Genomic DNA, 13,813 nt, shown 5'->3' with positions numbered 1-13,813 from the left:
CAATCCTGGTGACCGCTCACCGTTCCGATGTCATCACCACGAGTAGTCGCGGGCCGCGGGAGGTGTCCAGATTCCGGCGTCGCGGAGGCGGTCGACGACCGGGGCGAAGCCCTCGATCTCCTGCGCGCTCCACAGTGGGAAGTTGATCAGGATGTTCGACGCCGCTGTGTTCTTCTTGATGGAGACGAGTTTCTCGGCCACCTGATCGGGGGTGCCGATCAGCTTGAGCATGGAGCCAGCACCACCGAAGGCCATTGTGGCCTGCTCGTCGCCCATCTTCGCATACTGAGCGCGAGAGGACTCGATGGAACCGAGCACATCGGCGGCGATCTCCCTCGTGGCCTCCGGATTAATCGACGCACGCAGCCGTTCCCACTCTTCCTCTGCTCGCCCCTCCTCGTCGCGAACCAGTGCGATCGCGAACGGACAGGTGGCGACGGTCCGGCCCGTCGCGGCGGTCGCCTCCGAAAGCCGGGCGTCGACGGCGCGCAGCGCCTCCTCGTCGGACGCGAGCGTCACGAGCTGGTCACAGAACCTGGCGGCGAACGCCGTCCCAGCCGGAGACGCGCCCGCACTCACGAGGAGGGGCGTCGGCGCCTGCATTGTGCGCGGCTTCTTGATCCGGCCGCGCACCTGGTAGTAGTCCCCGTTGACGTCGATCGGCTCGATCTCGTTCCAGAGGCGGATCACGATGTCGGTGAACTCGCTGGCCATGTCGTAGCGTTTGTCGTGCTCGACGAATTCCTCGCCGAAGAGCGCTGCCTCGTCGGCGCTGAAACCGGTGACGACGTTCCAGCCCCAACGACCCTCGCTGAACGCGTCCAGTGTCGCCCCCATGCGGGCGACGTGGGCGGGCTTGTGGTGAGTCGTGTGGAACGTAGAGATCACGCCAATGTGCTCAGTAGCGGTGAGCAAGGCCATCGCGAGCAACGGTGCATGGTACGCGGGTGACTGATGCCCGGCTAGCTCCGCCGCTCGCTGGTGTCCTGACCAGTTGTCAGCGATGAACAGCGAGTCGAAGCCGGTGTGCTCGGCCGCCTGTGCGAGCGCGATCAGGTTGGCCTTTGTCATTTCCGGGGTGCGGCGGGCCGCTTCGTCCGAGTACAGGAAGTTGGTCTTTCCTGAAGGGAAGAAGTAGCCGAGGTGGAGCTCGTCAGCATTGGTGGGGCGGTGCTTCATGGGGATTCCTTCGTTGGGCTGGCCGGACTCAACCCGCGGGGCTGAGCATGCCTTCGGGGTCGAAGGCGGCGCGGAGGCGGCGCTGGAGCGCGAGGTCCGCCGGATCGAGTTCGCGAATCAGCCAGGGGCGTTTGAGTCGCCCCACGCCGTGTTCGCCTGATGCGGTACCACCGAGGGCGAGAGCCGCGTCGGTGATGTCGACGAACGCCGCGTGAGCGGCGCCGGCGGCCTCCGCGTCGCTGGCGTCGAAAATGATCGTTGGGTGCAGGTTTCCGTCCCCCGCGTGCCCGAACACACCGATGGTCAGGCCTCGTCGGTCCGCGATATGTTCGATCGCTGCGATCAGTTCGACGATCCGCGGTACGGGCACGCAGACGTCGTCGAGCAGCCAGTCGCCGAGCCCCTCGAGTGCGGGGAGTGCCATCCGGCGGGTCTGTAGGAGCATGTCTGATTCTTGGGGGTCCGAGCTGGTCACGACATCGGTGGCTCCACTGGCCGAGAGAATCGCGGCCAACTCGTCCTGCGCCGATTGAGGCATGTTGCCTTCGTACTGGATGAGCAGCAGTGCATTCACGCCCGCGAGATCCATGCCAGTGTGGTGCTCGACCGCGCGTACCGTGGTCCCGTCGAGGATCTCCACCATGGAGAAGGGCGTACCCGAGCGGTGGACTCCGACGATGGCGCGTCCCGCGGCGACGAGAGCATCGAAGGTCGCGAGGACGGTCGTCGGTGGTGCCGGCGCCGGCACCAATCGGACCGTAGCCTCGGCGACCATGCAGAGTGACCCCTCCGATCCGACGATGAGTCCGGTCGTGTCGTAGCCGACCACACCCTTTCGCGTCGTGTGACCGGTTCGCATGATCGTGCCGTCGGCGAGTACCACGGTGAGTGCGGCAACGTAGTCGCGCGTGACGCCATACTTCACGCAGCACATTCCGCCGGCATTCGTCGCAATGTTGCCGCCAATGGTGCACATCTCAACGCTGCCCGGATCCGGCGGGTAGTGGAGCCCGACGGCTCCCGCCGCGGCCCGGAGGTCGGCGGTCACCACGCCAGCCTGCACGGTGGCGAGCCGCGCTTCGGCGTCGATGTCGACGATCGTCTTTAGGCGATGAGTGCTCACCATTACCGCCCCCGACGCGCCGTTTGCGCCCCCGCTTAGGCCGGATCCAGCGCCGCGGATCACGACCGGCACAGAGTGTCGATGCGCCGCGGTGAGACAGAGGGATGCCTCCGCGGTACTGCGCGGTGCGAGGACTACCGCGGGAACACTCCAAGACGTGAATCTTGACTGGTCGCGCGCGTAGCTGGCGGTGATATCGGGGTCGGTGATGACGAGGTCGGACGGCAGCTCGTCGACGAGTGCTCCGATTCCGATGTCGATGACGCTAGTCACCGGACTGTCCCCCGAAGATCGATGTGACCGGCGGTGTGAGAGCGAGGATGTGTCCCATCGACGTCGCCATGAGGTAGTAGCCGATCTGCAGGAGGACGCCGGCTGCGACGCTCGGACCGGCAGCGGTACTCAGTTTGGCGAGTGCCGCCCGCGCGCCGGCCCAGTCCCCGCGCGCAGCCGCTGCGGATGCGGCGAGGACGTCCCTCGTTCCGGCGCGCAGGTCCGAGTGATCCGGGTCAAGAGTCTCGATCGCGGCGATCTCGTCGGAGGTGAACCCCAACCGTAGGGCGCGTCGTTCATGCTGGAACAGTTCGGGTTCTGCGTCGGTTGCGGCGGCGATGGCCAGTGCGACCACTTCGCGGACGTCCTGGTCAACTGGGGAAGCCGAGGCGTCAGCGAATCCGACAAATGCGCGCAGGACGGCGTCATCATTGCCGAGTACGCCGAAGATCTCGCCCAGGTAGCCCAACCGTTCGTAGCGGGGGCGGAGCAGATCCTGCGATGCGAGGCTCAAGTCCTCGAAGGCCAGAGGTGAGATCGGCTTCGCGGTGGTGGGGTCACCCATGGATCGTCCAATCTGAGGTGGCGGGGGCCGGGGACTCGACGCAGAGATTGCGGAGTTCGCCGAGGCCGGAGATTGCGGTGGTGAGAGTCTGGCCGGGGTGCAGCCACGGCGCGGGTTCCTGTCCCAGCGCGATGCCGGGCGGGGTTCCGAGGAAGATCATGTCCCCTGGCTGCAGGGTGATGACGGTGCTGAGATATGAGATGACGGTCGCGGGGTCGAAGATCATGTCGGCGCCGAGGCCGTCCTGCACCCGCTCGCCGTCGACGTCGGTGGTCAGCCGCATGGCGTCCACCGGGCCTGAATCCGTGGTCAGCCAGGGCCCGATCGGCGTCATCGCCTCCCACGCCTTCCCCATTAGGGGCGGCCGGTTGCGGAACTGCCAGTCGCGAACCCCCGTGTCGTTGCCTACGCAGTATCCGGCGATATGCCGCGGGGCGTCCGCGATGGGGATGTGCCGACCTGCAGTGCCGATCACCGTGACCAGTTCCACCTCCCAGTCATTTTGGACGCTGAGGCTGTGGTGCGGCAGGGCGATGGGGTCGTGTGCGCCAACGAGACTCTCGGGGTATTTCGCGAAGATTGACGGATACGCTGGTTGCTCGCGGCCGAGCTCAGTTGCGTGCGAGCCGAAGTTGAATCCAACGAGGAAGACCTTCGCCGAGCGGAGCGTGATCGGCGGAGCGAGGTCCTCTGGAGCGAAGTCCGCCCGGGGTCCGTCCGCACGGGCGAGATCTTCCCAATTGGGGTGCTGCAACAGGGTTCCGACGTCAGGCGCGTCCAGGAGGATCGCACCACCATCCGATTCGACGCGTGCGGCGCGGGTGCGGCCGGCGACACGCAGGGTTGCTAAGCGCATGAGTGAGGACCTCGATCGGCTAAGTAGGAATGAAGCGAGCCACAATTGCCCACGAATATGTGACACGTCACACTCTACGATCCGTGTGGCGGGAAGCGCAACCCGCTGGGCGGGATATGATGAAGCCAATTCTGGGGGCGGCTAACCTCCATGAAGAACCACGGGAGGCGGTGCGGGCACGATGTCGTTGGAAACGGGCAGGGATACGTCGATGGACGGTCAGGATTCCGTCGGGAAGTCCGGGGTCCAGTCGGTGCAGCGTGCGGTCAGGCTATTGGAGGTGCTCGCTGCGGCACGGGGTCCTCAGACGATGCAGTCGCTCGCTCACGAACTCGGCTGCAGCGCCAGCACGGCGCACCGGATCGCGGTGACGCTCGCGCACGGTGACCTTCTCGAGTTCAATCCGCTGACCAAGCGGTACAGCCTGGGAGTCGGGGTGACGAAGCTGGCACAGCGCCGAGCGGAGCAAGTGGACATCGCCTCCATTGCCCAGCCCTACATGGATGATCTACGTGAGCGAGTGATGGAAACGACGTCCCTGTGGACGCGTACCGGCGACTCCAAGGTGTGTGTCGCCTGCTCCGACGGGACGTACACGATCCGGCAGTACCTGCAGATCGGCACCCGGGTCGTGATGGCCGACCTCACGGCGGGTACGCGGGTGCTGCTCGCGGATGATGAACCGGACTCGGTGACAGCCATGGTCGAGGCTTGGTATCCCGACATTGAGCACGCGGAGTTGGAAGAGTTCCTCGCCGATGTCGAGCGAACGCGCGACACCGGGCTCTCGATGCTCCCCGAGGAGGGGGCGAATCGCGTGCACCCCGACGTCTCGACAATGGCTGCGCCGATTCTCGACGGGCGTGGCGCGATCGTGGCCGCACTGGTCGTCGCGGGCCCGGTCGGCCGCCTCACTGCCGAGGCGATGTCCGCCGATGCTGAGGCGCTGCGCACTTGCGCGCGCGAGATCTCGGTTGCTCTCGGCGCGCAGTAGGCGGAGACCCGCACCGGCTTCGGCGGAATCCGGTGCGGGCCTGTCCGGTGTGGGAGCCGGTGAGTTAGGCCGATGGAACGGGAAACCGCTCAAGCGCCAGTGCGGGCTGTGCCTGCTCGAGCAGCGTTTCGATCTTGTCGAGACCCTTGGGTGTCGGTGTGATCAACGGCGGGCGAACCGCCCCCGAGGCCAGGAGGCCCTTGCGCTCAAGGACCCACTTGGCCGGCGCAGGATTCGTCTCGACGAACAGTAGGTCTGTGAGTGGATGCAACGCGTAGTGGATGTCGCGTGCACCGTCGAAATCGCCTGCTTCCCATCGCTCGTACATCGTTGCGACAGCGCGCGGTGCGAGATTTGCGGTTGCGCTGATGAAGCCACGTCCGCCCAGTGCCATGAGCGGAAGGCAGAGCAGCTCGATGCCGGACCATACGAGGAAGTCGCGGCCCGTGGCGTGTAGGACACGGGAGAAGTGCTCAAAGTCGCGCGTGGTCTCCTTGATGCCGACGATATTCTCGTGCGCGCGGTTTAGTCGCGCCACGGTCTCGGGTGCGAGGTCGACCGCTGTGCGTGACGGGACGTTGTAGATCACGATCGGCATGTCGGGGAACTCGGCGGCGACCGTTGAGTACCACTGGAACAACGCCTCCTGGGTGGGCCGCGCGTAGTACGGGGTGATGACGAGGGCTGCGTCAGCACCCGCGTCGACTGCTGCCGCCGTTAGCTCGAGCGTCTCGTCGAGCTTGGCGGAGCCGGTGCCGGCAAGGAAGGGAACGGCGTCGTCAACGACATCGGCGACGGCGCGGATGGCGGCAATCCGCTCGGCGACCGTCTGAGAGCTGGGCTCGCCTGTCGACCCGCCGATGGACACGCCGTGCGTCCCGCTGTCGAGGTGCCACCGCGTCAGCGTGGCGAGGCTCCCGAGATCCAGCCCGAGGTCGTCGGCGAACGGGGTGATCAACGGCGAGATCGATCCGGTGATCGACTCGGGTGTGCTGCGAAACCTCATGCGGTCGGTACTCCTTCGTGGTTGGCCGCAGCGACGTTCGCGACGGCGAGATCGGCAAGGCCCATACCCATGCCTTTAAAGACGGTCAATGCGGGCGACAACGGCCGAGCAGCGGCACCGGTCATGAGATCGCCGAGGGTCTGCACCGGCGAGAAGTCGTCGCCGTAGAACTCGATGAGCTCTCGCGACGCGCGACGCGCGTTCTCGAGGTTGTCCACCACCGTGATCGAGGAATCTGCAAGTAGCGCACTGTCGAATTCCGCCGCGTGCGGAAGGATGGCGCCGATCGCGTTCAGGTGCGCGCCAGGCGCAAGGATTCCGCGCGGGAAGAACGGCTCTCGAGCCCGAGTGACCACCGTGACGATGGGCGCGTCGGCGACCGCCGCCTCGAGGCTGGGCAGGGCTTCGGCGACGATGCCGAGCTCGGCGGAGATCTGCTCCGCGAAGCCGGCGCGGCTTGCCGGGGTAGGGCTCCACACCCGGACACGGCGGAGCGGACGGACGGCCGCGACGGCGGCGACCTGGCGGAGCGCCTGACGGCCGCTGCCGATGATCGCGAGCTCGTCGGCGCCGGGGTCGGCGAGGAGGTCCGTGGCCACGCCAGACACCGCGGCAGTCCGGATGACACCGAGCGTGACGGACTGCATGAGAGCGAGAATGCGGCCGTTGGTGGCGTCGAACAGGCTGAGCAGCGACTCGGCGCCGACGGGGGTGTTGACCCAGGTCTTGAATGCGACCCTGGCGGTCGCATGGTCGAAGCCGCCCAGGGCGTGAGCGGCGCTGGCGGGATCCCACGTGGTCATCGTCTTCGCGATGTTCCCGGCTAGTCCTCGAGCTTCGTGTTCGATGGCCGCGGCGACGGCGGGGATCGCGTCTCGGACGTCGACGGCGCGGTCGACGTCGTTCTCGCTGAGCCAGGGAGGTTGGTGCACGGTCGGTTCCTCGATTCAATGCGTTCCAGGATGGTCGGACGTCATCCCGCATTACGGTATGGACATTCCTTACGACGGATTGTAGCGTGATGTGACGGCGATCACCAGTGGCGGTCCGAGTGACCCGACGGGGCTCTGTCCGTCCGGCCGTCAGCCCTCACCATTCGAGTTCTGGAGAGATTCATGACTTCCAACGAAACCCAGCCCCATGTCGAGATCGACATTGACCGCTTCCGTGATGCGATGACGCGCTTTCCGAGTGGCGTCACGATCGTGACGACGACGGACGCCAGCGGTGCCCCTCGTGGCTTCACGGCGACCTCCTTCTGCTCGCTGTCCGCGGACCCGGCGTTGGTTCTCGTATGCATTGCGAAGAAGGCCGAGTGTCATGAGGCCTTTCTGGAGGCCGACCGCTGGAACATTCACGTCGCTGCGCACGGCCAGGCCGAATTGGCGATGCTGTTCGCGACGCGAGGAGCGGACAAGTTCATAGGGGGTGTGACGCTTGACGAGGCGGGTCAGCCCCTTCTCGCGGGATCGAGTGTCACGCTTCAGTGTTCGGCATTCGACAAACTACCTGGAGGCGACCATACGATTTTGATCGGCCGGGTCGATGGTGTGGATCTCGAGGATGCGGACCCGACGGTGTATCACCGTCGTGAGTTCCGTTGTCTGTCACGGGTATCCTGACGGGCGGGCCACGCAAATGACTCATACCACTGTCACGGTCGAGACCGGCGCACTCCGTGGGCACATCCGCGCCGACGGCGTGCGATCCTTCTTGGGCGTGCCTTACGCAGCGCCGCCGGTGGGCGAACTTCGCTGGCGGGCACCGCGTCCTGCGCACTCGTGGTCCGGCGTGAGAGATGCGCTCCGGTTCGGTCCCGCAGCCCCACAGGCGGCGCCCCCGTCGAACTCCCTCTATTTCGGGGGCGAGGCCGAGTTCAGCGAGGACTGCCTAACGCTGAACGTCTGGACGCCGAGAGCGGGGACCGGTCCGCGCCCCGTCCTGGTGTGGTTTCACTTCGGCGCCTACCAGTTCGGATCCGCAGCCAATCCCATGTACGACGGAGAGCGGTTGGCTCGATCAGGTTGCGTTGTGGTCACGGTCAATCATCGGCTAGGTCGTCTGGGATTCCTTGCGCACCCGGCACTCTCGGCCGAGTCCGAGTACGGGGCTTCCGGCAACTACGGACTGTTGGATCAGATCGCCGCCTTGCAGTGGGTGCAGCGCAACATCGCGGCGTTCGACGGAGACCCGGGTGACGTCACGATCGGTGGCGTTTCCGCCGGCGCCAACTCAGTGCACGTGCTCCGCGCGTCGCCCCTAGCGGTCGGCCTGTTCCATAAGGCGATCGCGCACAGCGGTCCCGGTCTCGCGCGGGACCTGGAGGGGCCTGGCCATCCTGCGGGAGTGCAAACCCTGGCGGCAGGGGAGGCCGCTGGCACCGAGATCATGGAGACGCTGGGAGCTCGAGATCCGGCGGCAATGCGGGCGCTGTCACCCCACCAGATCGACGCAGTACTACTTCCCCGGGCGCACGGATCGTGGAACTTCGACCTGGCGCCCGGTGCAGAGGTCAGTCTGCACCTGTTCGACGGAGCGTACCCCCTGATCGATGGGCATGTTCTGCTCGAATCTCCGATGCGTGCGTACCAGAGCGGCCGGATCCACGACGTACCCTTCCTGCTGGGGGATGTGGGAAACGAGGCTTCGGGACTGCCGTATCTCCCCACGCTCAGCGCCTATCGGGAGCATCTGCGTGCGACCTTCGGTGACGCCGCTGATCGCGCATGGGAGCTCTACCCGGCGTCCGACAATGGGGGAGCGCGGAGCGCCAGTTGGGACCTCGAAGCCGACCGCATCTTCAACTGGTCAACTTGGGCAGCCGCGCGCAGCCACGAGGCTGGTTGTGTGTCGCCGCTCTGGCACTTCCGCTTCTTGCGTCGGCCGCCGATCGCTCCGGCCGACGACGTGATCGAGGCCAGCTACGCGGGCGCATTCCATGGTTCCGACGTCCTGTACGCGTTCGGCGCTCTCGAGCGGGCTCGCCCTTCATGGGCCTGGGAAGACGCTGATCGGGATCTGTCGGCGGCGATGATGTCGTCTCTGGTCAACTTCGTCGCTACGGGTGACCCCAATGGCGACGGCGTTCCGGCGTGGCCGACATTCGATCGGCGCACCCCGTCGACAATGCGGTGGAACGTCGGCATCGAGGTGGGGGAGACGGGCTATGACGCCGAAAAGATGGCGCTGCTCGACGACCTCAACGGCTGGACGGCCTGATCCGAGCCTTGGTCCAGTGGTCATCTTCGCAATCCCGAGTGTCAAATGTTCACGAGTTTGACTTTCACCGTGGAACCGAACAGACACGGTGTTTGCGAATGTGGACGTCACTAGTCTCGCCCACGCTGCGGGAGGCCCGATCGGCTAGCCCCAAGTAGTTGTGTGTGGGTGGGACTTGGCTCCGCTGTCGAGTGTTGATGCCGTATACGGGTTGATGGTCGATCGGCTACTCCATCGAGACAGATCGGTTTCGATAGGGGTAGTGATCGTGGAGGTGTTGACTGAGGTTGACGCTGTCGCTGTGGTCGAGGCGTTGGCGGCAGCGAAGAGTCGCCAGGATGTGGCTGCGGCGATGCGCATCGACCATGCTGACGGTGTCTTGGAGTCCCCGCCAGTGGGGACTAGATAAGTCGGTGATGAGGTCGCTGATGCGATCGTTGGTTGGTTTGCATTCGCGCCTGACTATACGGTTCAGATTGAAGGCCGCGGGACTGCTGCACGATCGGGTGACAGTGTCGGTGTCATGCCGCTGAGGCGGCTGTGTTGATGATCGTCTCGTATTCGACGGGCGTCAACCGGCCGAGGCGGACCTGACGGCGTCGGCGGTGGTAGGTCCGTTCGATCCAGGTGACGATCGCGATCCGCAGCTGCTCGCGGGTGGCCCACCGCTGCCGGTCGAGGACGTTGCGTTGCAGCAGCGCGAAGAACGATTCCATCGCTGCATTGTCGCCGGCGGCGCCGACGCGGCCCATCGATCCGACCAGGCCGTGCCGATTGAGTGCGGACACGAACTTCCGCGACCGGAACTGAGAACCCCTGTCCGAGTGGACAATACAACCAGCAACATCGCCGTCTCGGCGGGCGACCGCATGGTTGAGCGCAGCAACGGCGAGACGGGATTGCATGCGGTCATCGATGCTGTAGCCGACGATCCGCCCCGAGCAGGCATCCTTGATCGCGCAGAGGTAGAGCTTGCCTTCGTCGGTCCAGTGCTCGGTGATATCGGTCAACCACAATTGGTTCGGGGAGTCGGCGGTGAAGTCGCGTTCAACCAGGTCATCGTGCACCGGCGGCCCCGGCTTCTTACCGTTCTTCCCACGTTTCTTACCGAAGCTCGACCACCAGCCGTTGGCGCAGCAGATCCGCCACGCCGTCCTCGCGCTCATCGCCTGACCAGCGTGTTCGGCTTCGTCGGCGAGGAACCGGTACCCGAACTCCGGGTCCTCGCAGTGCGCATCGAACAGGGCGTTCGCCCGCGCGGCCGCGACCCGATCGGCGGTGGTGACCGCCTCCTTGAGCCACCGGTAGTAGGGCTGTCTGGCGAGCTTGAGTACCCGGCACGTCACCGCGACGGGGATTCCGTCGGCGGCGAGCTCCTTCACGAGCGGGTAGAACCTTTTCCCGGCAGGTTCGCCTGCGACAGATACGCCGCGGCCCGGCGCAGGACCTCATTCTCCTGCTCCAACAACCGGATTCGCTTGTTGGCCTCCCGCAACTCCGCCGACTGCCCCGACGTCATCCCAGGCTTGTTGCCGTCATCGATGTCGGCGCGTCGCATCCACTTCTGCAACGTCATCTCATGGATCCCGAAGTCCTTCGCGATCTGCGCGAGCGTCACACCGCTCTCACGATCCCGGGCAACCCGGACCACATCATCACGGAACTCTTTCGGATAAGGCTTAGGCACAGTAGTCATCCTTCCAGGCCGCCCTCCCGGGGCAAGCCAGATCAGATGTCACCTAACCGTGCACCAGTCCCTTGCAGGCAGTGAGGTATCTGGATCGATGGCGTCAATCGAAGAGCAGGTCAAGAACTGCGACAGCGTCATATGCGAGAATATTCAGCATGCTAACGGGGACCGCGGTCTACTCGCCCAAAACCTACTCTCCCAGTTGAGGAACCTGGTCGAAGGTCTGATCCTCTGGGCGCACGCCGGCGACGCCAGCACAGAATTCAATTACAACAAGCTCTCAGCGGCGGTCCTCGATGCTAAAGCAAAAGCCAGGTTCCGCCTATTGGCGAGGTTTCATGATCTTCTTCAGTCGAGTGCATCGCACTACACACTCGACAAAGATTCCTCCGAACGCCTGATGCTCAAGTACTACGAGTACCTCATCCGCACAAGGAAACTCGTACACGATGAACTTGGCATCGCGATCCTGAACAATCTAGAACAGTTTCCCATCGATCTTGATCCGTCACTTCGGGAGTATCATGAAAAGATTGCGGAGCGGATCGCAGTCGCGCGCGCTACACCGTCCGAACCTCGTCGGGATCGCTACTACATTCACAGCTCGCGTCCCTTCTTCGCCAAGGGAAACATCTATTACGAAGTAACCTTCTCCGTGGCGCACAATACTTCGAGCAAGTTCGACCGCACGATTGCCTTCACCGACGTCGATATCACCGATCGGTACGCTGCGTATCTCGATCTCGCGACCGATTCGATTGAGGTCCTTGGTCGAAACATGCCGATCCTGATCATTCGCGATTGGGAAGTCTCGATCCGGCCCTGCGAATTCGAAAATTTCGCCAGAATTTTCGGTGCTGCACCACGAATCGAGTCGAGGAACCTCGAGTACCGCAATTTGATGGGATACCTGACTCGAACCCGCTTGAGCCTCCTTGACCTAATGGACATGGGTGATGCGGACTACGCACGTCTCCGCGCCGACATGACTGGCGACTCTGGTCGGAAACCTGTGCTCTTTCCAATTCTCGACGAGGCCCGACAGCACGTCCGGGCAGGCCGTGCCGGGTCCCGAGTGCTGCGGTACCTGATGCTTCGCATGCGCAATCAGATTATCAAGGGGCAGCTTGACTCGGAGCCCAACCCATGGCTGTCGGGGCTTCGCCTCACCTCCCGATCTGCGCCGTTCGACAGGATGCCGTTCTGTACATCTCCCGCCGGTCACGTCCCTGGGTTCGCAGACCTCGCCGCGAGCATCGATCCAACAGGTCGAAAGCATGAGCTTCTCGCACGGCGTGTTAAGAACCTGGTCGAGCAGCACGGCACAATTTACACGCCAGCAGCAGAGTTCGAAGATCTCGGGGACGTCGATGAGTTGATCGCAGCGCACAACGGCCGCCTCCCCTCCATTCCAAGGCACGCACCACGAAAGCTCAAGCACGAGAACGGCCACGTGTTCATCGTTGGATACGAAGACGCCGCAGTGGCAATTATCGAAAAGCTTCAAGAGGCAACCGGTGAAGGCGTCGAGAGACACTCCGATGATGTGAACAAATGGCTCCATACCAATCCAGAAATTATCAATGACCCTGCGAAAGCAGAGGCTCTCACCGCCCTATTCGACGAGTCTAACGTGGCCATAATCACGGGTGCTGCCGGTACAGGCAAATCAACGATGGTCAATCACATAGCCAACTACTTCTCCGCCGAGAGCAAGCTATTTCTAGCGCATACCAACACCGCTGTCGAAAACCTCAAGCGTCGGGTCGACGCTCCGAACACCCAGTTCAGCACGATTGCGAGCCACATCTATAATAGTGGTGTACAGGAGTCCTCGGTTGATGTGTTGGTGATCGACGAATGCAGTGCTATCGACAACGAGAGCATTCTCAAGGTCCTTCAGCAGACATCTTTCGATCTGCTTGTCCTCGTTGGCGACGTCTACCAGATTGAGGCAATCCAGTTTGGAAATTGGTTCAGTCTCGCACGGCCGTATATTCCGAAGAATTCCACTTTCGAGCTCACCAAACCATATCGGACTGACGACGACGCACTTCTTACGTTGTGGAGCCGAGTCCGTGGCCTCGACGACCGCATTGAGGAGTCTCTGTCTAAGAATGGCTACTCGATGGCTCTCGGCGAGGATTTGTTCACTCGTCATAGCGATGATGAGATCGTGCTGTGCTTGAATTATGACGGCCTGTATGGCATTAACAATGTCAACCGCTTCCTTCAGGCCAGCAATCCCGAGAAGGCGGTCACGTGGGGTGAGTCCACGTACAAGGTCGGCGATCCCGTATTGTTCAACGAAACGAACCGTTTCAAGAGAGTCATCTCGAACACCACGAAAGGCACGATAGCGTCCATAGAACGCGTGCCGGGACGAATTACCTTCGACGTAGACCTCAAACGTGACGTCAGCGAGGCTGAAGTATACGGGATAGATCTTCGGAAGGTCGATGACACGATCGTTCAGTTCGATGTGTTCGAGCGAGGCAACAGTGACGAGGACGACGACGTAGTTGAAACCCTCGTCCCTTTCCAGGTTGCGTATGCGGTGTCTATCCACAAGGCTCAGGGGCTTGAGTACGACTCGGTCAAGGTTGTTATCACGGATGCAAATGAGGAGCGTATCTCGCACAGTATCTTCTACACGGCAATCACACGGGCCCGCCGGCAGCTTCGCGTGTTCTGGACGCCAGAGACTCAGCAGAGGATACTGAGCCGCCTGACTGTCAGCGAAAACACGAAAGACGAGAATCTGCTGAAGAGACGGCGGGGGTTGACGCCGGTGGGTAGGCGTCCGCGACGTCAGCAGTCACGGCAGCAGCCGTAGTCTGCTCCAGCAAGTGATGGCGCACACTGCATCGACCCCCAGGATGGATACCGGGGTCTGAGATGTCGTTGG

11 protein-coding genes are annotated in these 13,813 nt (G+C 63.4%); 4 read left to right on the top strand and 7 right to left on the bottom strand.

The genetic code is table 11. The annotated features are described in order from the left end of the window. Nucleotides 1–33: 33 nt before the first annotated feature. The 4 genes from AC5ZH6_RS00235 to AC5ZH6_RS00220 are packed head-to-tail and all read right to left on the bottom strand — an operon-like array spanning nucleotide 34 to nucleotide 3,996. Nucleotides 34–1,179: an LLM class flavin-dependent oxidoreductase gene (locus AC5ZH6_RS00235; RefSeq protein ID WP_006368858.1), complete on the bottom strand. Its 1,146-nt coding sequence runs from the start codon at nucleotides 1,177–1,179 to the stop codon at nucleotides 34–36. Nucleotides 1,180–1,207: 28 nt separating this feature from the next. After that, nucleotides 1,208–2,575 (bottom strand): FAD-binding oxidoreductase, encoded by a 1,368-nt coding sequence (locus AC5ZH6_RS00230; RefSeq protein ID WP_006368857.1) that lies wholly within the window; start codon nucleotides 2,573–2,575, stop codon nucleotides 1,208–1,210. Beyond that, on the bottom strand, nucleotides 2,568–3,140 hold the full coding sequence (locus AC5ZH6_RS00225; protein WP_006368856.1) for a carboxymuconolactone decarboxylase family protein: 573 nt from the start codon (nucleotides 3,138–3,140) through the stop codon (nucleotides 2,568–2,570). Before AC5ZH6_RS00225 ends, AC5ZH6_RS00230 begins: the two co-directional genes overlap by 8 nt. Beyond that, entirely contained in the window at nucleotides 3,133–3,996 is an 864-nt protein-coding gene (locus AC5ZH6_RS00220; protein WP_006368855.1) for a fumarylacetoacetate hydrolase family protein, read from the bottom strand. Before AC5ZH6_RS00220 ends, AC5ZH6_RS00225 begins: the two co-directional genes overlap by 8 nt. A gap of 211 nt (nucleotides 3,997–4,207) precedes the next feature. Here AC5ZH6_RS00220 and AC5ZH6_RS00215 point away from each other — a divergent pair, with 211 nt between their 5' ends. Continuing rightward, nucleotides 4,208–4,990: an IclR family transcriptional regulator gene (locus AC5ZH6_RS00215; RefSeq protein ID WP_006368854.1), complete on the top strand. Its 783-nt coding sequence runs from the start codon at nucleotides 4,208–4,210 to the stop codon at nucleotides 4,988–4,990. 64 nt (nucleotides 4,991–5,054) lie between these two features. Here AC5ZH6_RS00215 and dapA read toward each other — a convergent pair whose 3' ends face one another. Then, nucleotides 5,055–5,996, bottom strand: a complete 942-nt coding sequence (gene dapA / locus AC5ZH6_RS00210) for a 4-hydroxy-tetrahydrodipicolinate synthase (RefSeq protein WP_006368853.1) — start codon at nucleotides 5,994–5,996, stop codon at nucleotides 5,055–5,057. Then, nucleotides 5,993–6,928, bottom strand: a complete 936-nt coding sequence (locus AC5ZH6_RS00205) for an ornithine cyclodeaminase family protein (RefSeq protein ID WP_006368852.1) — start codon at nucleotides 6,926–6,928, stop codon at nucleotides 5,993–5,995. The genes dapA and AC5ZH6_RS00205 overlap by 4 nt, the downstream gene beginning before the upstream one ends. Nucleotides 6,929–7,111: 183 nt before the next feature. On the opposite strand from AC5ZH6_RS00205, the gene AC5ZH6_RS00200 reads away from it, so the two are divergent. Both AC5ZH6_RS00200 and AC5ZH6_RS00195 read left to right on the top strand, forming a co-directional pair. After that, entirely contained in the window at nucleotides 7,112–7,618 is a 507-nt protein-coding gene (locus AC5ZH6_RS00200; RefSeq protein WP_006368851.1) for a flavin reductase family protein, read from the top strand. Continuing rightward, complete coding sequence (locus AC5ZH6_RS00195) at nucleotides 7,542–9,215, top strand: carboxylesterase/lipase family protein (RefSeq protein WP_138944084.1); 1,674 nt, start codon at nucleotides 7,542–7,544, stop codon at nucleotides 9,213–9,215. Before AC5ZH6_RS00200 ends, AC5ZH6_RS00195 begins: the two co-directional genes overlap by 77 nt. Before the next feature lie 521 nt (nucleotides 9,216–9,736). Here the strand turns inward: AC5ZH6_RS00195 and AC5ZH6_RS00190 are convergent. Further along, nucleotides 9,737–10,902, bottom strand: a protein-coding gene (locus tag AC5ZH6_RS00190; RefSeq protein ID WP_109860712.1) for an IS3 family transposase whose coding sequence is annotated in 2 segments (ribosomal slippage) — nucleotides 9,737–10,615 and nucleotides 10,618–10,902 — 1,164 coding nt in all. Because the reading frame shifts where the segments join, the coding sequence is not laid out codon by codon here. A gap of 97 nt (nucleotides 10,903–10,999) precedes the next feature. Here AC5ZH6_RS00190 and AC5ZH6_RS00185 point away from each other — a divergent pair. Continuing rightward, on the top strand, nucleotides 11,000–13,741 hold the full coding sequence (locus AC5ZH6_RS00185) for an AAA family ATPase (RefSeq protein WP_496168075.1): 2,742 nt from the start codon (nucleotides 11,000–11,002) through the stop codon (nucleotides 13,739–13,741). Nucleotides 13,742–13,813: the final 72 nt, after the last annotated feature.

It is taken from the genome of Gordonia sp. YC-XJ4 (assembly GCF_059511865.1).
Note: the sequence above shows the minus strand (reverse complement) of the source record. Positions and strands in the feature narration are given on the sequence as shown.